Origin of the sequence: Aliiruegeria sabulilitoris (assembly GCF_001558155.1) — a bacterium.
GTDB lineage: Bacteria > Pseudomonadota > Alphaproteobacteria > Rhodobacterales > Rhodobacteraceae > Tropicimonas > Tropicimonas sabulilitoris.
The window spans coordinates 1-21,149 of sequence record NZ_LOAS01000041.1 but is presented as its reverse complement, the minus strand read 5'-3'; the positions used below and the strand labels follow the sequence as shown (position 1 = coordinate 21,149).

General features: G+C 59.3%; 19 protein-coding genes and 3 pseudogenes. 18 read left to right on the top strand and 4 right to left on the bottom strand.

Annotated elements, in window-relative coordinates:
• The 3 genes from AX756_RS22770 to AX756_RS22760 all read left to right on the top strand — a co-directional run.
• The coding region (locus AX756_RS22770) for a helix-turn-helix transcriptional regulator (RefSeq protein ID WP_231701157.1) at positions 1 to 278 on the top strand (278 nt) is incomplete at its 5' end.
• Between the two features lie 540 nt (positions 279 to 818).
• Positions 819 to 1,568 (top strand): AgaS family sugar isomerase, encoded by a 750-nt coding sequence (locus tag AX756_RS22765; RefSeq protein ID WP_331457782.1) that lies wholly within the window; start codon positions 819 to 821, stop codon positions 1,566 to 1,568.
• Between the two features lie 4 nt (positions 1,569 to 1,572).
• Positions 1,573 to 2,472 (top strand): ROK family protein, encoded by a 900-nt coding sequence (locus AX756_RS22760; protein WP_068317604.1) that lies wholly within the window; start codon positions 1,573 to 1,575, stop codon positions 2,470 to 2,472.
• A 134-nt stretch (positions 2,473 to 2,606) separates the two neighbouring features.
• On the opposite strand, the pseudogene AX756_RS26915 reads toward AX756_RS22760, so the two are convergent.
• A pseudogene (locus tag AX756_RS26915) lies at positions 2,607 to 2,830 on the bottom strand (DDE-type integrase/transposase/recombinase); the annotation flags it as partial.
• A gap of 74 nt (positions 2,831 to 2,904) precedes the next feature.
• On the opposite strand from AX756_RS26915, the gene AX756_RS22755 reads away from it, so the two are divergent.
• The 5 genes from AX756_RS22755 (at position 2,905) to AX756_RS22735 (ending at position 8,567) form a co-directional block, all read left to right on the top strand.
• Positions 2,905 to 3,492, top strand: a complete 588-nt coding sequence (locus tag AX756_RS22755; protein ID WP_068317603.1) for a histidine phosphatase family protein — start codon at positions 2,905 to 2,907, stop codon at positions 3,490 to 3,492.
• 323 nt (positions 3,493 to 3,815) lie between these two features.
• On the top strand, positions 3,816 to 4,799 hold the full coding sequence (locus AX756_RS22750; RefSeq protein WP_068317598.1) for an extracellular solute-binding protein: 984 nt from the start codon (positions 3,816 to 3,818) through the stop codon (positions 4,797 to 4,799).
• Between the two features lie 61 nt (positions 4,800 to 4,860).
• A complete protein-coding gene (locus AX756_RS22745) occupies positions 4,861 to 5,949 on the top strand; it encodes an ABC transporter ATP-binding protein (RefSeq protein ID WP_068317595.1) in 1,089 nt (362 codons plus the stop codon).
• Between the two features lie 110 nt (positions 5,950 to 6,059).
• Complete coding sequence (locus AX756_RS22740) at positions 6,060 to 7,601, top strand: ABC transporter permease (RefSeq protein ID WP_231701155.1); 1,542 nt, start codon at positions 6,060 to 6,062, stop codon at positions 7,599 to 7,601.
• Positions 7,602 to 7,610: 9 nt separating this feature from the next.
• Positions 7,611 to 8,567, top strand: a complete 957-nt coding sequence (locus tag AX756_RS22735; RefSeq protein ID WP_068317590.1) for a hypothetical protein — start codon at positions 7,611 to 7,613, stop codon at positions 8,565 to 8,567.
• A 130-nt stretch (positions 8,568 to 8,697) separates the two neighbouring features.
• Here AX756_RS22735 and istB read toward each other — a convergent pair whose 3' ends face one another.
• Positions 8,698 to 9,426, bottom strand: coding sequence for an IS21-like element helper ATPase IstB (gene istB, locus AX756_RS22730; RefSeq protein ID WP_068317588.1), 729 nt, complete (start codon positions 9,424 to 9,426; stop codon positions 8,698 to 8,700).
• Positions 9,359 to 10,924 carry an IS21 family transposase gene (gene istA / locus AX756_RS22725; RefSeq protein ID WP_068317584.1) on the bottom strand — a complete coding sequence of 522 codons (1,566 nt, stop codon included), beginning with the start codon at positions 10,922 to 10,924 and terminating at the stop codon, positions 9,359 to 9,361. The genes istB and istA overlap by 68 nt, the downstream gene beginning before the upstream one ends.
• 311 nt (positions 10,925 to 11,235) lie before the next feature.
• Between istA and AX756_RS22720 the strand changes: the two genes are divergently transcribed.
• From AX756_RS22720 to AX756_RS22675, 10 genes and pseudogenes are all read left to right on the top strand, one after another.
• The gene (locus tag AX756_RS22720; RefSeq protein ID WP_068317581.1) at positions 11,236 to 11,697 is read left to right on the top strand and encodes a hypothetical protein; all 462 of its coding nucleotides are present in this window, start codon (positions 11,236 to 11,238) and stop codon (positions 11,695 to 11,697) included.
• Positions 11,698 to 12,040: 343 nt separating this feature from the next.
• A complete protein-coding gene (locus AX756_RS22715) occupies positions 12,041 to 13,066 on the top strand; it encodes a DUF5671 domain-containing protein (RefSeq protein WP_231701154.1) in 1,026 nt (341 codons plus the stop codon).
• 344 nt (positions 13,067 to 13,410) lie between these two features.
• Positions 13,411 to 14,433 (top strand): IS110 family RNA-guided transposase, encoded by a 1,023-nt coding sequence (locus AX756_RS22710; protein WP_068317578.1) that lies wholly within the window; start codon positions 13,411 to 13,413, stop codon positions 14,431 to 14,433.
• A 274-nt stretch (positions 14,434 to 14,707) separates the two neighbouring features.
• Positions 14,708 to 15,636 (top strand): IS630 family transposase gene (locus AX756_RS25290; protein ID WP_156461633.1). Its coding sequence is split into 2 segments (ribosomal slippage): positions 14,708 to 15,049 and positions 15,052 to 15,636, totalling 927 coding nucleotides; the frame shifts between segments, so codons are not numbered across the junction.
• 167 nt (positions 15,637 to 15,803) lie between these two features.
• Positions 15,804 to 16,241 (top strand): universal stress protein, encoded by a 438-nt coding sequence (locus AX756_RS22695; RefSeq protein ID WP_068317569.1) that lies wholly within the window; start codon positions 15,804 to 15,806, stop codon positions 16,239 to 16,241.
• A 12-nt stretch (positions 16,242 to 16,253) separates the two neighbouring features.
• A complete protein-coding gene (locus tag AX756_RS22690; protein ID WP_068317566.1) occupies positions 16,254 to 17,810 on the top strand; it encodes an alanine/glycine:cation symporter family protein in 1,557 nt (518 codons plus the stop codon).
• A 208-nt stretch (positions 17,811 to 18,018) separates the two neighbouring features.
• Positions 18,019 to 18,567 (top strand): annotated as a pseudogene (locus AX756_RS22685) (IS6 family transposase); the annotation flags it as partial.
• A 73-nt stretch (positions 18,568 to 18,640) separates the two neighbouring features.
• Positions 18,641 to 18,727 (top strand): annotated as a pseudogene (locus AX756_RS26700) (ATP-binding cassette domain-containing protein); the annotation flags it as partial.
• Between the two features lie 78 nt (positions 18,728 to 18,805).
• Positions 18,806 to 19,174: an oligopeptide/dipeptide ABC transporter ATP-binding protein gene (locus tag AX756_RS26695; RefSeq protein ID WP_321186388.1), complete on the top strand. Its 369-nt coding sequence runs from the start codon at positions 18,806 to 18,808 to the stop codon at positions 19,172 to 19,174.
• Positions 19,167 to 20,150: an ABC transporter ATP-binding protein gene (locus AX756_RS22675; protein ID WP_068317560.1), complete on the top strand. Its 984-nt coding sequence runs from the start codon at positions 19,167 to 19,169 to the stop codon at positions 20,148 to 20,150. The genes AX756_RS26695 and AX756_RS22675 overlap by 8 nt, the downstream gene beginning before the upstream one ends.
• A 103-nt stretch (positions 20,151 to 20,253) precedes the next feature.
• Here AX756_RS22675 and AX756_RS22670 read toward each other — a convergent pair whose 3' ends face one another.
• Positions 20,254 to 21,057 (bottom strand): hypothetical protein, encoded by an 804-nt coding sequence (locus AX756_RS22670; RefSeq protein WP_156461632.1) that lies wholly within the window; start codon positions 21,055 to 21,057, stop codon positions 20,254 to 20,256.
• Positions 21,058 to 21,149: the final 92 nt, after the last annotated feature.

The following is a 21,149-nucleotide window of genomic DNA, read 5'->3' as shown; positions in this document are numbered from 1 at the left end:
ACTCAAATCATCCCTTGCGCCAACGGAGCCGTCCACACATGACAGCACCTCCTGCGGGACTGAACCTTGCGGAGCTTTTCGGAGCGCTCGGGGTCGGTCGGACCCGCCTGCACCAATGCTTCGTCGACGCCTTCGGCATTTCCGCTGGGCAGTACATCAGGAAAAATCGGCTGTCGCAGGCGAGACCCTTGTCAGAAGAAACTGATGTCGTATGGTTTGAAGGAGGAATTTCAGTGCTGGTCGCTGCCGCCTTCTTGGCTTTGGCCAAGCAGCTATAGAAGATTTGGAACTGCAATACAGCAGACAGGCGCAGAGCGATACTTGTGCCCTGTTGCTCTGACAAGAGCGATCTACGGGCTGGAGGAAGTCGAAATCGTTGTAACCGATCTTCGGGAGGGCCGTCCCGACGCTCTGGCAATACGAGAGCACGTAGTAGGGGTCCAAATCGTTCCCGCGATTGCATGCGACTCCTTGCCATCCCTGGGTGATTCATGAAGATCCATACCGACCCACTCACCGAAAGCGCCACTTGGTCAGAGATTCACGCCCAACCGGAAATCTGGCGAAGATGGGCCAACTCGCTTGCAGGCAGAGCCCTCGAGATCCGCACTTGGATCGCAAACCGCCAGCCGTCCGAAATCTGGCTTTGCGGCGCTGGCAGTTCGGCTTACATCGGCGATGTGGTTGCAAGCGGCGACGCGCGCCTCCGGGCGATCCCGACAACGGACCTTGTTTCCGCGCCTCAATCGTATCTGGAACGACGGGACCACGTCCTCATTGTTCAGTTCGGCCGCTCAGGCGATAGTTCGGAATCGATCATGTCGCTGGATCTTCTCGACGCGCACCGGCCGGACTGGGATCGCCTACACGTCACCTGCAATCCGACGGGTGCGTTGGCCACGCGCGCCGCGCCCGGCCCTGGGGAAGATCGGATCATTGCCTTGCCGCCAGCGACCCACGATCGTGGCTTCGCAATGACATCGAGCTTTTCGACAATGCTGCTCTCGGCGCTCGCCTGTCTCTCCCCCTTCGATCCCGAAACCGGCCTGCCCGCGCTTGCAACGGCGGCGGAGGCCCTTCTGGAAGTGCCGACAATGGCCGAATTGCCGCGACCGGAACGGGCCATTTTCCTCGGCTCGGGCGCATTGACCGGTGCGGCCAGGGAAAGCTCCCTGAAGGTATTGGAACTGACCGCCGGGCAGACAATCACCCAATGGGACAGCGCCCTGGGGTTCAGGCATGGCCCCAAGGCGGCGGTGAACGATTCGACGCATGTTTTTGTCATGTTGCATCCGTACGATCATACCCACCGTTACGATGATGATATTGCGGTTGAGATCCGTGCGCAGTTTCCGTCCGCGAAGGTCACGACGATCGGCCGGGGCGGCGATATCCCCGTTCAGACAACCGGTTGCGCACGCGCAGATGCGCCGCTTTATGTAATTCCGTCCCAGGTGCTCGGAGCGCGTTGGTCGGCCGAACTGGGATATTGCGTCGATGATCCGTTCAAGGGTCAGAACCTCAGCCGCGTGGTTTCCGGCGTGAGTTTCTATCCATATGCAGGCTAGATCGATGCTGTGCGGCGGAATCGACCTAGGCGGAACGAAAATCGAGGCGCGGTGTTTTGGAGGACCGCAGGCAGACACGTTGGAGACCAACCGAATTCCGACACCCCAGTCCAGTTTCGAGGACTTGATGGATGCGCTGCTGCAGCAGATCGCCTGGCTCGAGACCCAGGCACCCGGCCTTCCGGTGGGCATTGCAGTCCCTGGCATCTTGGATCCGGTCACCGGCGTAAACTTCGCCTCCAACATCCCGGCGACGGGTCATTCGGTCAGCCATTCGCTGGAAACCGCTCTAGGTCGGAAAGTCCCCGTGGTGAACGACTGCATGGCGTTTGCCTTTTCCGAAGCCGATGGCGGGGCAGGTACGGAGTTTCACTCTGTCATGGGGCTGGTGCTAGGCACGGGCGTCGGTGGCGGCTTCTGCCTGGGCTCCGAACTGGCCCATCGTCACGCAGGTTTGGCTGTCGAGATCGGTCATGTTGGAATGTCGGCCCGCGTTCTGGCGCGTCACGGCTTACCTCTCTGGAACTGTGGCTGCGGACGCGTTGCCTGCACGGAAAACTACATCTCTGGCACCGGATTGGCCCGTTTGGCAGAATGGAAATTGGGTAAAGTCGTCCCTGCCAACGAAATTGCCGGGCATTCCCGCGCCGAGGAGATACTGGAGATCTGGGCCGACCTCGCCGCCGAGTGCCTCGACACCATCCAGCTTCTTCTGGATCCGGACTGCATCGTAATTGGCGGTGGTGTCTCCAACATGCCTGGAATTTCTGAGCGCCTGGCAGCGGCGCTGGAAGTCCTTCACCTTGGCAACGCGCGCATACCGGCGATCCGGACAGCCCGTCACGGCGACAGCTCCGGAGCCCGTGGGGCCGCACTTCTCGCCCGGAAAGCGGCCGCGTCATGATCCCGCGCAGGGTGTCGCCTCGGCCCATGTGGAAAGCCAGTTTCGGCAAGACGGCTGAAACCCGAGCAAGGACTCTGGTATTGCCAGACGATTTCGAACCAGCCTACGCGAGGACAGGATGGTCGCCCCTTGTGCCGTTCCGAGTGGAAATGAGTGGAGAGAGGCGTGGACGGCGACAAACATCTGCGGAATGCGTAGACCGGTAGCGCCGCATCGATAGCTCTCGTCGTCGAAACGGCAGGTGCGAAATCTCCGCCCTGTTGTTCCACCAACAACCGGTTTCTTGCGGTGCAGAAGCGCCAACTTCCTTTTAGCCCGCACCGTAAGAGCGAATCAGATCAGTGACGATGGTTTCCGGCCGTTCGTCACAAAGAGAACCAAATCCCGTTCAGCGGGCTTTCTAGGCTTTCGGCAGTCCGGTAACATGCGATCATGACACAAATCGTTCGATACCTTTCCCACCCACAGGTCCTGATCGATCCAACCAAGCCTGTTCCGAGTTGGTCGCTGAACGAGCAGGGATCGAGGCGCATTGCTGCACTTGCCGCGTCCAATGCTCTACTGGGCACACGGCACGTGATCAGCAGCGCTGAGACTAAGGCGATCGAGACAGCCACGCCACTGGCGAATGCCCTTGGATGCCGACTGGAGATACGCGAAGCGATGCACGAGAATGACCGCAGTGCGACCGGGTTTCTTCCCCCCGAGGAGTTCGAGGCCGTTGCAAATCAATTCTTCGCCTCCCCTGAGGAGAGCGTGAGGGGCTGGGAAACGGCAAAACAGGCTCAAACTCGGATTGTCGAAGAGGTTCGCGCATGCCTCAGAGCGCGCCCTGAGGGTGACGTTCTGTTTGTTGGTCATGGTGGCGTGGGGACACTTTTGTTTTGCTACCTTTCAGGTCTTCCGATCAGCCGGAAACATGACCAGGTCCCGGGTGGCGGTGGCTGCTATTTCGAGTTCACCGGGCCACAGGGCAAACCAAACGTATGTTGGAAACCGTTGGAAACGTTGATCGCCTAGGTTCGGCAACTATGCGTGTCACCCTGGCCTCTCTCTGACTCTTCTTCGGCGGATCATGCTAAGTGACAGCCTTCGCAAGACACTTGACGATTGGTCCGGGACCTTACCAAGACGCAGGCCAGCTGTGGATGTTGCCGCCCGGATCTTGAGCACGTGGCTTGGTGTGCCGGCGTCTGATGCCTGCCATGGAAAGCTGGCAAGCGATGCGGCCGGACAAAAAATTGTCTTGGAATGGACACTTCAATCTCGTCTACTGAACGATGCTAATCCGCGTTATGGGACCGGGCAGTCAATGCCCGGCCAATCCGACTTTGGGAGGCCACATGAAGACAATGTTCAGGACAATGGCGTTATCGTCTGCTCTTGCGTTTGGTGCCACGATGGCATCAGCGGAAGGGTCCGTGACGGTTTACACCGCCGTACCTCAGAATTTCATCGACGCACTTGTGCCGATGTTTGAGGACAAGACAGGAACCTCGGTTGAGATCATCAAGGCGGGATCCGGCGAGTTGCTCAACCGTCTGACCGCCGAATCCGACAACCCCATGGCAGACGTTCTCTGGAGCGTTGACGGTACAGTCATCGACTTCAACCCGGACCTCTTCGAGGCTTACGAGGCGGCCGGGTCCGACATGCTCGCCGACGGAATGAAGCAAAGCGAAATGTGGACCCCCTTCACTGCGGTCGTGATGGTTCTGATCGTCAATGAGGGCGAGCTTGACGGGCTGCCCAAGCCCGACAGTTGGGCCGCTCTCTCCGACCCGCAATATGACGACAAGATCTCCTCGGCCCGGGCCGAGGCATCCGGGTCGGCCTATATTCAGCTGGCCACGGTGCTTCAGGCTTTTGGCGGCGAAGAGGCGGGCTGGGACGTCTACAAAGGGCTGCTGTCCAACTTCGTCCTCTCTGATAGTTCGGGCGCCGTGCCACGTTTCGTCAACGATGGGGAACTGGCTGTTGGCGTAACGCTCGAAGACGCGGCACTGCGCTACGTCGAAGGCGGTGGCCCGGTCGAAATCGTCTACCCCTCCGAGGGCACCGCGATCGCCCCGGATGCCATGGCATTGGTCGCTGGTGCGCCCAATGGCGACAACGGCAAGGCGTTCCTCGACTTCATGCTTTCTGCCGATGCGCAGGCCGTGGTTGCCGAGCAGGGTCGTCGGCCCGTGCGTTCCGATGTAGGCTCCAACCCTGCGCTGTTGCCGCTCGATCAGGTGAATTCCGTTGGCTATGACGCCGCGTGGGCGGCCGAAAACCGGGCGCGTCTTGTCGACCAGTGGAAAGATATGGTTCTGGACGTCCAGTGACCCAAGTGCTGCCGGGTGCGTCGTGTCGCACCCGGCTTCTCCTTCTCGTGAGGTAGCCTTCATGACCTCGGTCGACATCACCGGGCTCCGCAAGCTTTACGGCGACGTGGTGGCCCTTTCCGATATCAATATCAACATCCCGTCAGGCGCTTTCTACACGCTTCTGGGTCCATCAGGCTGTGGGAAGACAACACTGTTGCGCACCATTGCGGGGTTCCATGACCAGGATGCCGGTTCCATTTCCCTCGATGGCAATCCGATCGAGGCCTTGCCCGCTCATCGCCGCGATGTGGGCATGGTGTTTCAGGATTACGCAATCTTTCCGCATATAAGCGTGCGCGAGAACGTGGCCTTCGGGCTGAAACAGAGGAAGGTACCTCGCGCGGACATGGATCGGCGGGTGTCCGAGGTTCTGGAGGTTGTCCAGCTCGGCGCCTTCGCCGACCGAATGCCGCATGAGTTGTCAGGCGGTCAACAGCAGCGCGTGGGCCTCGCCCGTGCCATCGTTGTCCGTCCAAAGGTCCTGCTGATGGATGAGCCTCTGTCCAATCTGGATGCGCGCTTGCGGGTCGATCTCCGGGCGGAGCTTCGTCGCATTCAGAAGGACCTTGGCATCACGACGATCTACGTGACCCATGACCAGGAAGAGGCGCTGGCAATGTCGGACACGGTTTGTGTGATGCACCAAGGCGTCATCCAGCAGGCCGCGAGCCCGCTCGACATCTACATGACGCCTGCAAACCGCTTTGTCGCGACCTTCGTGGGGGCCAATTCCTTTCTGGCTCTCACCCGTGACACGGACCAGCTACGCCTCGCGTCGGGCGGCGCTTTGGTGAGCCACAAAGCCCTTGGCGACAAGGGTGAGACACTGGTCTGTGCTGTACGGCCCGAGGTCTTGCGCGTGGCGCCCGGTGAAACTCAAGCTGCCGAGGATGAAGTCTCGATCCCGGCGAGGCTTGCCAACGTCAGTTTCATCGGCCGTGAAATGGAAGTACTGGCGCGCACAGAGTCAGGCGAAGTGGTCAAATCCCTTGCCCGGCCAGACCCCGCGGTCATCGCGCTTGATCCGGGCAGCGCGATCAGCATGTGCGTACGCAGGGAAGACCTTGCCTTTTTTGAGGACAGTGAAACCGGGCGCAGGATGGCATGACAATCGTAGGTCGCAGACTTGATTTCTGGACCGGCGTCACTGGCGTGGTGCTCGCTGTGCTTGTGCTTCTGCTCCTTATCCCGATCTTCCGGGTCATGGTGCTGTCCTTCGTGGATGCCGATACCGGCAACTGGACGCTGGGCAATTACGTCGAGGTCTTCACCCGGAACTTCTACCTGCGGGGTCTGAAAAACACTCTCTTCGTGGGGCTGCTGGGAACAATTGGAGCCTGCCTCGTCGGCATCCCGCTCGCGTTCTTCACCGCGCGGTTCCATCTCTGGGGGCGTACATGGATCTCGACGCTGGCGATCCTTGTTCTTGTCGCTCCGCCATTCATCGGTGCCTATGCCTGGATCATGATGCTGGGCTCCAACGGGTTCATCACCAACTTTTTCGAGCGCTTGGGGATCGATATACCAACCATCTACGGCGCGCACGGGATTATTCTAGTCTTCACGCTGAAATTCTTTCCCTTCGTCTTTCTGATGACCCAGACGGCGCTCATGGCCGTCAACAAATCCTTCGAGGATGCGGCAGACAATCTGGGCTGCACGCCCTGGCAGCGTTTCGTCAAGATCACCCTGCCACTTGTCTTTCCTGCCATCAGTACCGGCGCCATCATATGTTTCGTGCTGTCAATTGCCGATTTCGGCACGCCCGCGATCCTTGGACGGGGATTCAGGACGCTATCGACGATTGCGTTCGCGGCCTACCGTTCGGAGCTTGGTGGCCTGCCGACGATGGCGGTGACGGTGTCGATGATCATGATCGCGATCTCGATGCTTGCATTGCTGGCGCAGCGCCGCATCCTGGCCCGGCGGCGGTATGCCAGCAGCCTCACCAACCTGCCGATCAAAATGCACCTGACTGGCTGGAAGAACATCGCGGTTCACCTGTTCTGCCACGGCGCCGTGCTGATCGCGATGCTGCCCAACCTTGTTGTTGTGTATACGTCTTTCTTGAAAACAAACGGCCCGGTCTTCGTGGGTGGATTTGGTTTGGAAAGCTACGCACGCATGTGGCGGCAAGCGCCAGAGGCCATCGGCAACAGCTTCCTCTTCGCGTTTTCGGCAGTGGTACTGATCACCATCTTTTCTGCATTCATCAGCTATGTGATCGTGCGGCGCGAGACACGGGCAGCAGGCGCGATCGATTTTCTGATGATGGTGCCGTATCTGGTACCGGGAGTGGTGATGGCCATCGGCTTCGTCACAACCTTCCGAACAGGCTTCCTGAGTGGCATGGGCGCGGCCTGGCTTCTGATACTGCTCTATTTCATCCGGCGTCTGCCCTATGGCGTGCGCTCAACAACGTCGTCTCTCAGGCAGGTCAAGCCCTCGATGGAGGAAGCCGCGATCAATCTTGGAGCACCACCCCTAACGGCCTTCCTGAAGGTAACCCTGCCACTGATCCTGCCGGGCTTGGTCGTCGGATCGCTGATGAGCTTTATTACGGCAATCAATGAGCTTTCGGGTACGCTAATCATCTATGACAGCGGAACTCTGACCATGCCGGTTTCCATTTATCTGGCTGTTCTGGACGGAGAGTTCGGCCTGGCTGCTGCCCTTTCGACGGTTCTGTTGTTGTGCACCGGAGCCTGTGTTTTTGCCGTATTCCGCTTCGCCGAGAACCGCGAATCGTCCTTTCTCTAAGGTTGTCCCATGCGCACCGAACTGTTCAGCCGATCCAAGTACCGCGACAAAGCCGATCCCGGTGATGACGTTGCGCTGCTGATCCCTGGGCGGGTCTGCGGGGTTTTCGATGGCGCAACCGACCCACGGGGTACACGGGTGAATGGTGCAACGACGGGTCGGCTGGCAGCGCTCGCCGTGGCTTCGGAGGTGGCCGCGTTGGCGCAGGAGCATGGTGTGAACGACATGGAAGGCCGCGAAATCATTCGCAGGCTGGAGGCAGTGCTCCGCCGCAAGTTCGACGCCACCGATCTCCCGATTCCACCGTCCACTACCGCCGCAATCGTTCTCGATTGCGGGGAGGATTGGAGATTTCTTCTCCTAGGCGACACCGGATTGCGATTGAACGCGACGGAGGTTTTCCGAAATAACAAGCTCATCGACACCGTGGCGACGATCGCTCGTGTCGCGGCCTTCAACTCATTACGCAGCCGTATTGAGGACGCCAACAAAGTGGAAATGGCCGCCCGGACCTGCATCCTTCTTGGGTTCGACAATGCCGTTCAGAAGGGCCTGTTGAGCGGCGCAGAAGTTGGCAACATCATTGATCTGGTGATCCGGAACACCAGCCTGTTCGCCCATGAAGAGATCGTTCGCGCATTCCTCGAGGGCGGGATACAGATCCAGCACCGTTTCGGAAACGCCCAGGGCAACCCGCTTTGCTTCGATACGCTGAATGGGACAGAGTCCAAGCTGACGGAGCTGCTGGACATGACCCGCTCCAAATCGGACGTCGCGAGCATCGAATTATTCTCGGATGGGTACGAATCGCTGGCAGACCAACCGACCGTGGAATCATGGGAAGCTTCGTTTGCGCGGACCGAAGCCGAGGACTTTCACCGCATCGATCGTTTTGCGAACGTCAAAGGCTCCACAAGATCTCAATGGTCCGATGACCGAACGATAATCGTGCTAAAAGCTGGGTAGTGTCAATCGGCACCGAACTTTGACCCCGTATCGGCGTCCAACTTTGACCCCTCTGGCATGACGGTAGCTGGCCCGATGCGGTGGAGCTGTCAGGTGGCGTAGCCGGATCGGGCCAGCGGCGTTTCCGAGCTCATTCGCGGGTCTTGAAGCGCCAGCTTTCGTTGCCGGTTTCTATGATGTCGCAGTGATGCGTGAGGCGATCCAGCAGGGCGGTGGTCATCTTGGCATCGCCGAAGACGCTCGGCCATTCGCCAAAGGCCAGGTTGGTTGTCACGATGATCGAAGTTCGTTCGTAGAGGCGGCTGATCAGGTGGAACAGGAGTTGTCCGCCGGTCTGGGCGAAGGGGAGATAGCCGAGTTCATCGAGGATCAGGAAGTCGAGGCGGCACAGGAGGTCGGCGGTCCGTCCTTGCCTGTCGGCGCGCGCTTCGGCGTCGAGCTTGTTTACGAGGTCGACGACGTTGAAGAACCGGCCTCGCGCCCCGTTTCGGACGCAGGCCCGTGCGATAGCAACGGCAAGGTGGGTTTTCCCGGTTCCGGTGCCGCCGACGAGGACGACATTGCGTTGCTGTTCGAGGAAGTCGCCGCGTGCCAGATCCCGAGCCAGGGTCTCATTGACAGGCGTTCCGTCGAAGTCGAACTCGTCGATCTCCTTTGCCAGTGGCAGTTTGGAGATTGTCATCTGGTACTTGATCGACCGCGCCTGCTTCTCGCTGATTTCTGCCTGTAGCAAATCACCGACGATCTTCTGCGGCTCATGCTGACGTTTCACCGCCGTGGCGATGATCTCGTCATAGGCCGCCTTCATTCCGTACAGCTTCAACTGGCCCATCGCGTCCAGCACATTGGTTCGTTCCATTGGCATCTCTCCTCAGGGTGTCATATCGGGCGCAGTCGGCAATCGGCTCACGTGTCAGCTTCAACGCATCCGGGATCTCGATATCCGCCGGACGTTCTGGTTCGCGGCGGCGTGCAAGGATGTTCAGAACGACATCAGCGGAATGGACACCCTCGGCGATGGCCTCGGCACAGGCAGCTTCGACAGCATCGGGGCCATCGGTCAGCAGACCGGCGAAGATCTCGACCATCTGCCGGTCACCGTTAGGAACCCGCTCCAACTTGCGCCTGATGCGACGCATGGCGATTGGCAGTTCCCACTCCTTGAAGGGAGCGCCGTTGCGCAAAGCGCCAGGTTTGCGGGCCAAGACCGGGATGTAGTGCAATGGATCATAGACGGCCTGATCGCGCCCGAAGGCTCGCCTGTGCTGTCCAACGATCTGGCCGCCCTGCCAGAACTCGACCCGCTCGGCATAGGCGCGGATCTCGACGGGCCGACCGACGGCTCGGGCATCAACAGAATACCGGTTCCGATCAAAGCGGACGAGGCAGGTCTTGGACACAGAGGCCGGGGTGGCATGGAAGCCATCGAACGGGCCAGCATAGGGGACGAGCTTCGGGCGCTCCTCTTCGAATACCTCCCAAATGGTCCGATCCCGCATCTCCGTGTGAGGATGCGCCTTCGCCCAGGCGACACAGCGGTCCAGAAGCCAGGCGTTGAGCTCATCGAGATTCCTGAACTTCGGTCGGGGAACGAAGAACCGCCGACGGATCACGCCGACCTGGTTCTCGACCTGACCTTTCTCCCATCCTGAGGCCGGGGTGCAGGCAACCGGATCGACCAGGAAATGGCTGCACATCTGCTGGAAGCGACGGTTGTAGGCCCGATCCTTGCCGACGAAGATCGCATCCACGGCGGTCTTCATATTGTCGTAGATCCCGCGAGCGCAGGCTCCGCCCCAAAAGGCGAATGCCTTGTCATGGGCGTCGAACACCATCTCCTGCGTCTCGCGCGGATAAGCCCGAACGAAGATCATCCGGCTGTGACAGAGACGAACGTGGGCCACCTTGATCGTCGTGGTCACCCCGTCGATGATCGCCACCTCGTGGCTCCAGTCGAACTGATAGGCTTCGCCAGGGTCGAAGCTCAGCGGGACAAACGCTGCCGCCGTGGCTTCCGATTCCGACTTCGACCAGGCCGCAGCGTATCTGCGAACGGCATCATAGCCGCCGTCATATCCGAGATCCCGAAGCTCCTCGAATATCCGGATCCGGGTCAGCCGCTCCCGTTTCGGCTTGCGAAGATTCTCGGCCAGCATCCGATCCAACTCGTCCCGCCACGGGCCGATCTTCGGCTGCGGCTGGACGGTCCGCTCATAGCTGAACTCCGTCGCGCCGGACCGGATCACCTTCCGAACCGTGTTCCGCGACACGCGCAGTTCCCGGCAAATCTGTTTGATGGATTTGCCATCCTGAAAATATGCCCGACGGATCTTCGCAATCGTCTCCACGACCAACATCCCGAACCTGCTCCCGATTGCCTCGGAAGCATCATCACCACCAATGTAAGGGGGTCATTCTTGGATGCCGATCACCCCGCTACGGGGTCACTTTTCCATGCCGGTTCACAGCTCAATCTGGGTCATCTCAATGAAACCCCCGCAATTCGTTCCGCAGGCGCCCCAGCCAAAGACGTGTACCCGATTTCACCGTTCCCAGTGGGAGCCCGGTCTGTCCCTGAATTTTCTGGTGCGGCAACTCACCGAGGTATGCCTTTTCGATCAGCACACGTTGGGATATCGTCAAGCTACTTCGATGTAGGGGGAAAGATATGGGTCGTTGGATACTGGTGGCATTTTTTTTGACTGGAGTCGCGGGCGCTCCGGCCGCGTCTCAATCTGTGCTGGAGGAGGCGCAGGCTTTCAACCCTTATAGCGAAACAGCAATCGCGATTACTGGACCAGTGATCCTTTCTTCAAAGCGGATGGTTTTCGAGACGGGTCAGCTTCTCGATCTCGATTTGGTCGACCAAGCAGCTTCGGGTGATTGGGGAGCGTCCGGCAATGTACCTGTTGCACAGGTGTTCCGGATTTCAGGAGACGTGGGGCCTCTTCGGCAGCAAAACACGCTGTGTGGAGACCAGCCAGTCACGTACATGGCAGTCTGGGATGAGGAAAGCTCTGGGTCCAAGATCCTCGGCATCGCCATGTTCACTGGAACGGAAATACCGACTGGTGTTGCCCAAGAAGGCATATGCGCAACCTATTTCTTTGCGACGAATGCAGCGAGTTAGTCATGCCCCGCTTTCGCGCACGTGCAGGGATTGAGTATAATTTTTTCAGTATGTTAAATTGAATCCAATTGGACGGTCACCGGCGGGGGCTGCAGAAGAAACGAATGATGTTCGGCTCGATCTTGATCGTCAGGCCAGGTTCGATTTTCATGGCTCGAAATTCAGTTCTGTCGGCGATGTATTGCTCCTGCGGGACTTGCTGACGTCCTCGGCCTCGACGACATCGTTGGTGGTTTGTTCAGCGACACGTGGACAGTTCACAGGCGCTTGCTCACGCCGGGCTGTTTTCGGTCGATTGCCTTTGCCGCTTGTGTGACCTGATCGTTCCAGAAGCACTGCTGTAATGAAAGAACGCTCCACCATGCACATTCCGCCAGAACTCTCCAGCTATGTTCGAGACGCCTTGCAGTCCGGTCGCTCCAAAGATGACGTGCACAGCAGCCTGAAATCCGCAAACTGGACCGAGACCGAAATCGTTACAGCCCTGTCAGGTTGGATGATCTGCGATGGTGCGGGCGCCGTACCCCGACCGGTTCGCTCCTCAGCGGCGCGAGACGCCTTGTTCTATGCTTTGCTCTTCGTGGTGTTCGGAATGGTTGCCGGAAACACGCTCGCTTTGCTCTTCGCGCAGATCAAAGTCTGGTTGCCAGAACCGGATGAACTACACAGCTATTCGGGTTTGGCCACGCTGCGCTGGTCGATGGCTGCGCTGATTGTCTTTGTCCCTGTATTCTGGGCAATGGATCGAAAAGACCGGCGTGCGGCTGCTTCAGATTCTTCGCGAAAACACGGAACGATGCGCCGGTGGCTGTCGGCCATCGCCATGCTGGTCGCGGTGATCACGCTCTTGGGCGATGCGCTCTATCTGATCTACAGTTGGCTCGACGGACAAATCACACTGCGGTTCCTTGTTAAATCCGTTACGGTTGCCTTGATGTCTCTGATTGTGTTGGCATATTTTCGCGAGAACCGTGATCTGCCCTTTCGCTTTGCCCATCTCCCTGCGGCCTGGGTTCTGACGGGGTTGGCCATGATTGCCTTGGGTCTGACTCTGTGGATAGTGGGTGGTCCGGCCCAAGGCCAGATGGAACAGCGCGACCGTTGGCGCATCTCCGATCTGCGCAGTCTCACGGCGGACGTCGCCGCCTGTTCTCAGATCGACCGCGCGAACCTGCCGGGCATGCTTGACCCATTGATCTGCGCGCGCAACCCAGTGCAGCTGACCGGGTATGCCACCGCAATCACGTATCAGCGCATTGCACCGACGGATTTTGAATTATGCACCGAAGTCGAATTTCCATCCGCCATCCAAGCCTATGACTTGCGGGTCGACGCAAACAGGGTCTGCCTGCAACGATCAATGGAGTGACTGTCCGTCATCCCAAGAGCGTGGCTCCAAATGGATGCACGCCTGCCACTTCCAAAACCAGCGTGAGAACGGCGGTGAGAAAGTCGACCACCGTTGCGGCGGGATGAGCCTGCTGCGGGCGGCGTAAAAGTCGTCCACCTTTGCCTTTTCCTTGGCGGTGTCAGAGTGGACACTAACCTTAGCGGCACACCGATTTTCGGGAGAGACTGTGACTAAAGCGTTTCTGGAAATACCTGAATCGGGCGATTCCCCTTTAGGTCGTTTTGTGATTATGGGATGGCCCGCCCTTTTCGGCGGCGACCTTTGTTATGGTCGCCTTGGTCAAAAGGGAAAGGAGCGGACCAATGTCGATTGTTACTCTTGGGATTGATTTGGGCAAGACGGTTTGCAGTCTTGTCGGTTTGGACGCGGCCGGTACGGTTGTCATTCGAAAGCGTCTGCGGCGCGCAGGCCTTGTTGCCTTTGTCCAGGACCTCGAGCAATGCGTGGTTGCAATGGAAGCGTGTTGTGGCGCGCATCATTTGGGGCGTGTTTTTGATCGCTCTGGTTTTGATGTTCGGCTCATGTCGCCGGAATACGTCAAACCTTATGTGAAGGCACAGAAGAATGATGACCGCGACGCGGAGGCGATTGCTGAAGCCGCAACGCGTCCTACAATGCGGTTTGTCCGGATCAAGACCCAGGAGCAGTCCGATGTTCAATCTCTGCATCGTGCGCGGTCTCGGCTTGTGTCGGAACGTACCGCTCTGATCAATAATCTGCGATCTCTCTTGCTGGAGCGTGGCATCACGGTCGCTCAGGGTCGCAAGAAGCTCGAAGCGGAGCTGACTGTCTTTGCCGATGAAGAGCACCCGGATCTTTCCCCTCGAATTCGAGGTCTAATCGAAGACATGCGCGCACAATGGCGATCTCTGGACGAGCGGATTTCGGCCTTTGACAAGGAGTTCATGACGATGGCTCGGGAGGACATGGCGGCGCAGCGCCTGATGAGCATACCGGGCATTGGCGCCATCAACGCGACCGCCTTTGTCGCAGCGGTTGGCAATGCCGAAGCTTTTGGACGTGGCCGCGATCTGGCGGCGTGGCTTGGGCTCACACCAAGGCAGGCCTCGACAGGCGGGCGGCAGAAGCTTCTGGGTATCTCGAAGCGCGGCAACAGATACTTGCGCAGTACATTGATCCATGGTGCGCGTGCGGTGTTGCACAGATTAATCCATGAACCATCGCAACTGGGGGCTTGGCTTCGTGATCTATCCACCCGGGCCCACAAAAATGTGGTCGTAGTGGCACTGGCAGCAAAGCTTGCGCGAACGATCTGGGCTTTGCTCAGGAAGGAACAGGGCTACCAGCGCGTGTTGGCTGCCTGACAAGACGGGCAACCGGCGAACAGAGCCGGCGACCCTGCCTGCGAGTGGTTGAGAGGAGATGGCCTGACAGTTGAGCGGCGACGGCAAAACCTGGAGAAATTGAATGGTCGTGACAGACTGTTGTGATTATGAGGATGCCGGCGCGCGAACCCCATCTTGGCCAGGGCAAGACCCTGAGACCGGATACGTTGATGCAGACTGCGCAGAGCTTGATCCAAAAAACAACTTGCAGACCGGGCGGGCCATACGTTCATCCTGTTTGGGAGGATGGATCATGTCAGCACCTTTGCCATCTGCGCTTCGGTCGCGGTTTCAGAGATTGATTGAGGAGGGGTTAAGCGGGCGCGCGGCGGCGTTGCGCCTGCGGCTTTCGCCCGCGACAGGGGCACGCTGGTCGCGGCGGGTTCGCGACAAGGGGGATGCTGAGCCGGCACCTCAAGGGCGTCCGCGCGGCGCGGGAAAACTGGCGCCTCACCGGGCCTTCTTCGAAGAACTGATCGCACAAGACCCCGACATCACGCTCTTTGAACTACGGGACGCGTTGGCAGAGGCGCAGGGCGTGCAGGTCCATCACTCGTCCATCGCAAACCTGCTATCCCGGCTCGGGTTCACGTACAAAAAAAGTCGCTGGTCGCGACCGAGCGCCGCCGCGCCAAGGAAAGGCAGCAACGCGCCGACTGGTTCAGGCATCGCCTCCAGGCCATCTCGGAACGACCGGATCGCGTTGTCTTCATTGATGAAACGGCGGTGAAAACGAACCTGACCCGCCTGCGCGGCAGGGCGAAACGGGGCCACCGCCTGACGATGGACGCCCCTTTCGGAAGCTGGGGCACGCAGACGTTGATCGCGGGGCTGACGCAGGACGCCCTGATCGCACCGTGGGTCATCAAGGGGGCGATGGATGGTCCAGCCTTTGCCGCCTACGTGCGCGAGGTACTGGTTCCGGAACTCGAACCCGGAACCGTTGTGATCCTCGACAACCTGGCGACGCACCGCAATAAAGTGGCCGCGCAGGCCTTGCGCGACCACGGCTGCTGGTTCCTCTACCTGCCGCCATACTCGCCGGACCTGAACCCCATCGAACAGGCATTCTCAAAGCTGAAAGCCCACCTGAGACGCTACGGGGCGAGAACATTCTCCGAGGTCTTCGACGCTATCGGGGAAATCTGCGAACTATACGATCCCGAAGAGTGCTGGAACTAATTCAAGGCTGCCGGATATGTCTCAGGTTAAAACCGAAATGCTTTAGGATGAAATGAAAAGGTTTGGAAATAGGCGCTGTGCGCGCGTAATCTTACGGAGCACGATGTAGCTGATGAGTGCTAGGTCATGATATAATAGCTAATAATTTCAATTCAGTGGGGGACGGAATGTTAACAAAGATAGTCGTGGGACTTGATGGTAGCGGGTCTGGTTCGCGCGCCGTGGACTATGCCCGGAAGCTAGGGTCGCTGATCGGCGAGTGCGAATTGATCCTGGTCTATGTAGTGGAATGGTCGCCCTTCACATTCCAGACGCCCGAGGAAAATGCCGAGCGTCACAAACGGCGCGAGGAAGAGATCAAGATGGCAATGGATCGCGTGGTGACTCCCGCGGTCAACGCCGCAAAAGAGGCAGGCCACACCGTGCGCGGCATCGTACGGCATGGCGATGTAGCCGACTTGCTGGACGACATTGCAGTCAAGGAAGGCGCATCACAAATTGTCGTCGCGCGGACTTCTGAAAGCGGCATCACGCAACGCATTTTCGGTTCCTCCACCGCGAACCTCGTCATGCACGCCAGTGTGCCCGTAACGGTCGTGGGCTAAGGAGAATTCCAGATGAAATTCATATTCCCAACGGCCGTGACCGGCCTCATCCTTTCATCGTCGGCTCTGGCCGCGCAAGAGGCGAAAACCATCGACCAGACGGTGAACGAAGTGTTTGCCGCTGTCACCGGTCCCTTCGTCAACCTGATCTTCGCTCCGATCCCCGGCACGTCCTTCCCCTGGATCGTGATGTGGCTGGTGGTCGCCGCCTCGATTTTCACGCTTTACTTCGGCTTTGTTCAATTCAAATGGTTCAAGCACTCGATCCAACTCGTCAAAGGCGACTATTCCGATCCTAATGACGCTGGCGAGGTCAGCCATTTTCAAGCGCTGGCAACCGCGCTGTCCGGCACCGTGGGCCTGGGCAACATCGCGGGTGTCGCAGTGGCCGTTGGTATCGGGGGCCCTGGGGCTACTTTTTGGATGATCCTCGCGGGTCTTCTGGGCATGGCGTCCAAGTTTACCGAGTGTACACTGGGCGTGAAATACCGCAATGAATACCCCGACGGCACGGTCTCGGGCGGCCCGATGTACTATATTTCCAAAGGGTTCAAGGAACGCGGCATTCCGGGCGGCAAGTTCATGGCCGTGCTGTTCTCGCTCTTCTGCATCCTCGGCGCACTGGGCGGCGGCAACATGTTCCAGGCCAACCAGGCGCATGCGCAGATATCGGGCATTCTGGGCGAATTTCCCGGCTGGATCACCGGCCTGATCTTCGCGGGCGTCGTCTTTGCCGTCATCGTCGGCGGGATCAAGTCCATTGCGCGGGTCACCGAAAAGGTCGTGCCGTTCATGGGCATCCTCTACGTCGGCGCCGCGCTGATCATCCTCATTGTCGAATTCGACAAGATCGGCTGGGCCTTCGGCCAGATTTTCGCCGGTGCCTTCACCGGCCTTGGCGTGGCTGGCGGCCTTGTCGGTGCGCTGATCCAGGGCTTCAAGCGGGCTGCCTTCTCGAACGAGGCGGGCGTCGGCTCGGCTGCCATCGCTCACTCGGCCGTGCGGACGAAAGAGCCGATCACCGAAGGTTTCGTGTCGCTGCTGGAACCCTTCATCGACACCGTGGTGATCTGCACGATGACCGCCCTGGTCATCACCATCTCGGGCCAGTTGATCATGGATGGTGATACCGGGCGTTTCATCCTCAATGAGGCCGGCACGATGATCTCGACTGTCGACGGCAACACCGGCGTCGCCCTGACCTCTGCCGCCTTTGCTACTGGAATCAGCTGGTTCCCCTATGTCCTGGCCATCGCGGTGATCCTCTTCGCCTTCTCAACGATGATCTCGTGGTCCTACTACGGCCTCAAAGCCTGGACATATCTGTTCGGCGAAGGCAAGACGACGGAACTGGTGTTCAAGGTGATGTTCTGCGTTTTCGTCGTGATCGGCGCCGCCGCAAACCTTGGCCCGGTCATCGATTTTTCCGATGCGGCGATCTTTGCCATGGCGGTGGTCAACATCGCGGCGCTTTACGTGCTGATGCCCATCGTGATGAAGGAGCTTAAGTCCTACCAGTCGCGTCTCGCTTCGGGTGAGATCAAGAAGTTCGTGAGCAAGCGCAGCTAAGAACAGTCGGGCCGGGCAATGTCCCCGGCCCGCCACCTCATTACCATTTTGCTCGGCCAGACAATTCTTTTGCAGCCGCGGAGAATGGAAGAAATGTCTCGTTTTGTTGACCTTGGTGCGGACCACTGCGAACGTCTGTTCCTTGCTCGCGTTGCCGGGTGCCGGTTTGGGAATGTTGTATCTGCAGCGAATGGCGGCAAAGTCGGCATTCTCCCAGTTCGGCCCGATGTTTGCCGCCGAGATCCGCAAGAAACGCGCAGAGCGCCTGCGTTCGGGACCGCAGTGGCGGTAGCATTTGGATGAGGTGTTCGTGAAGATCAACGGCGAACGACACTACCTCTGGCCGGCCGTCGATCATGAGGGCGAGGTGCTGGAAAGCTTCGTGACGAAGACGCGAGACAAGAAAGCTGCGTTGAAATTCTTGAAGAAAACGATGCGACGATACGGCCGGCCTGAGGCCATCGTGACTGACTTGCTTCGGTCCTACGGCGCCGCTCTGAGGGAAATCGGCGCAACGGACCTGCAGGATACGGGCCGTTGGCTGAACAACCGTGCGGAGAATTCGCATCTGCCATTCCGACGACGAGAGCGGGCGATGCAGCGGTTCCGGCGAATGCGAAGTCTGCAGAAATTCGTCTCCGTCCACGCCTCGGTCCACAATCACTTCAATCAGGAACGTCACATCTATTCACGGACGAATTTCAAGCTCAACCGTGCCGCTGCTCTCACCGAGTGGCGCGGTCTCTGCGCGGCATAAGGGACCGCTATCCTGCCCTTGTAGAGACTAGTTAGAACTTGTCTGACGCCCCCCCGCAGAGAGGTTCGAGGCCTATCCGTTCGAGCTTTCAGGGGGGATGCGGCAACGGGCGATGATCGCCATGGCGCTCTGTTGCCAGCCACGGCTGCTGATCGCCGACGAGCCGACAACCGCGCTCGACGTTACCACACAAGCCCAGATTCTCGACCTGATCGCGGATCTGAAGGAGGAATTCAACATGGGCGTGATGCTCATCACGCACGATCTTGGCGTGGTGGCAGAAGTCGCCGAGGACGTGGCGGTGATGTATATGGGGAAGGTCGTGGAGCGGGGCGATGTCTACTCGATCTTCGAAGCGCCAAAACACCCCTATACTCGCGCGCTGCTGGAATCCGTTCCGCGTATCGGTATGGAACGCAAGCACCGCCTTCCGGCGATCAGGGGAATGGTGCCGCATCCGCTGGCACGCCCAACTAGTTGTTCCTTCCGAACGCGTTGCGATCACGCCATCGCAGGGGTCTGCGATGTCCGCCAGCCGGGCCTGTCACCCGTCGGCGAGAGCGAAGTTGCCTGTTTCCTGCATTCGGAGGCGCTGGCTGATGAGTGATGCTATCCTGCGAGTGTCCAACCTGGACATGCATTTCGGAGCAACCGATGGCTGGTTCGGGAAAACCCCGCCAACGGTGCGCGCGGTGGACGATGTCTCCTTCGAGGTACTGCGCGGCGAGACATTTGGCATCGTAGGAGAGAGCGGCAGCGGAAAGACAACGCTCGGGCGCTGTATCATTAGGACCCACACGCCAACCGGCGGCACCGTGGAGTTCAGGGGCAAGGGGGCCGAACCTGTCGACCTGACGGCAAGCGGCCCGGAGCAACTCCGCACGGTCTGGCGCAGTATCCGGATGATTTTCCAAGACCCGCAAAGCTCTCTCAACCCGCGCCTGCCAGTGATCGAACTTGTTGGCCAGGTGCTGCGCAAGACGGAAGGGCTGCGCGGAAAGGAGCTTGCGGACCGGGTCGCGGATCTGCTGTTCAGGGTCGGTCTGCGCCCGGAGATACTCCACCGCTACCCCGGCGCATTTTCCGGCGGGCAAAGGCAACGTCTGGGCATCGCGAGGGCTTTGGCCACCAATCCCGAACTGGTCATCGCCGACGAGTCGGTCTCGGCGCTCGACGTGTCCATCCAGGCACAGACCCTGAACCTGTTGCAGGATCTGCAGGAGAGCCTGAACCTCACTTACATTTTCATCGCGCATGATCTGGCCGTCGTGGAGCATATCTGCGACCGGGTGGCGGTGATGTATCGCGGGCAGATCGTCGAGCTGGCCGAGACCGGCGAGATTTTCGAGCGACCGCGACACCCCTATTCGCGCGCGCTTTTGAATGCGGTGCCGATCCCCGACCCGCGACTTCGAAAAGAGCGGCGCGGGCGAAAGAGCCTTACCGATGGCGACGTGACGGTCCGGGGATGCCGCTTCGCATCGCGCTGCTCGCATGCAACCGATCTGTGCCGTTCCGAGGCGCCTCCCCGCAAACGGATCGGTCAAACGGATGTCCTGTGCCACTTCGCCGGAGAAGTTTGACGATCTATCTGAGCAAGCTCCGGAAAACGGCTCGAGACGCTTGATTTTGGCACACTTGCTCCAGGAATTTCCTTGCGTATGGAGAAGCGCGTCGCATCGCCAATTATTGCGATGCGGTGGCTCCGACCATACCCGGTTGAGGCGCATAGTCGTAGTGCCACGGCTCGTTGATCGACGTCAGCGGCCCGGAGAAGGAAGGACCGGCGGCCGTGACGCTGGCCTTGAGTTTTTCTTCCCAACCGCCTTGCTGCCACTCAGTCTCGATCGCATCGTAGTCGGTGCCTGCAACTGTCTCTCCATCTTTGGTGATCTGGAAATCAATCGCCTGCGCGCGACCATGTCTGGACAGACCCGGGGCGGCCAGGTGCGCGCGATTTGCTGGGGTGAACCCCTTCAGCCAGGTCTCGAAACGTGCTAACGCTTCGGGGTCGGTGGGCGAAGTCGAGGCGGTGCCGCTTTTCAGCCAGGCGTCGTAAGTTTCGGCGCCCGACACCCCGACCGAGTCGTTCCCGTTCCAGTGATCAATCTGGGTGTCGAGGCTGCGCACGCGGGAATGAACGTAGATCCCGTAGCCGCGATTGCGCTCGGCGAAATCGGCGCTGATGGCGTCGATCTCGGATTGCAGCGCCTGCTGCGCTTCGGTTCCCTTGAACGCGGCAATCTCTTCCTCCGTCCAGCTCCAACGTTCCTCCAATTTGCCGGAGAACCGCAGGTAGCTGCGCATTGCAAGAAGTTTGCGCGGCCCTTCCGGGATCGCAGCGACGGCGGTAGCAACCTTTTCCGGCAGTAGTTGCGCCGCAATGGCGTCCAGTTCGGCGATGTCTTCTGCCAAGGCGACAATGGCTCCAAGGAACAGGGAAATCGACGCTCCGAAGACCATGCCAAGTGTCTTCCGGAGACGTGTCATCAAATGGTTCCCTCCACTTCCATCGGGCACCAGCTGCATCGAAGGCGTGTTATTCCCCGTTTCCTACGATTACAGTCTGCGGCACTTCGTAG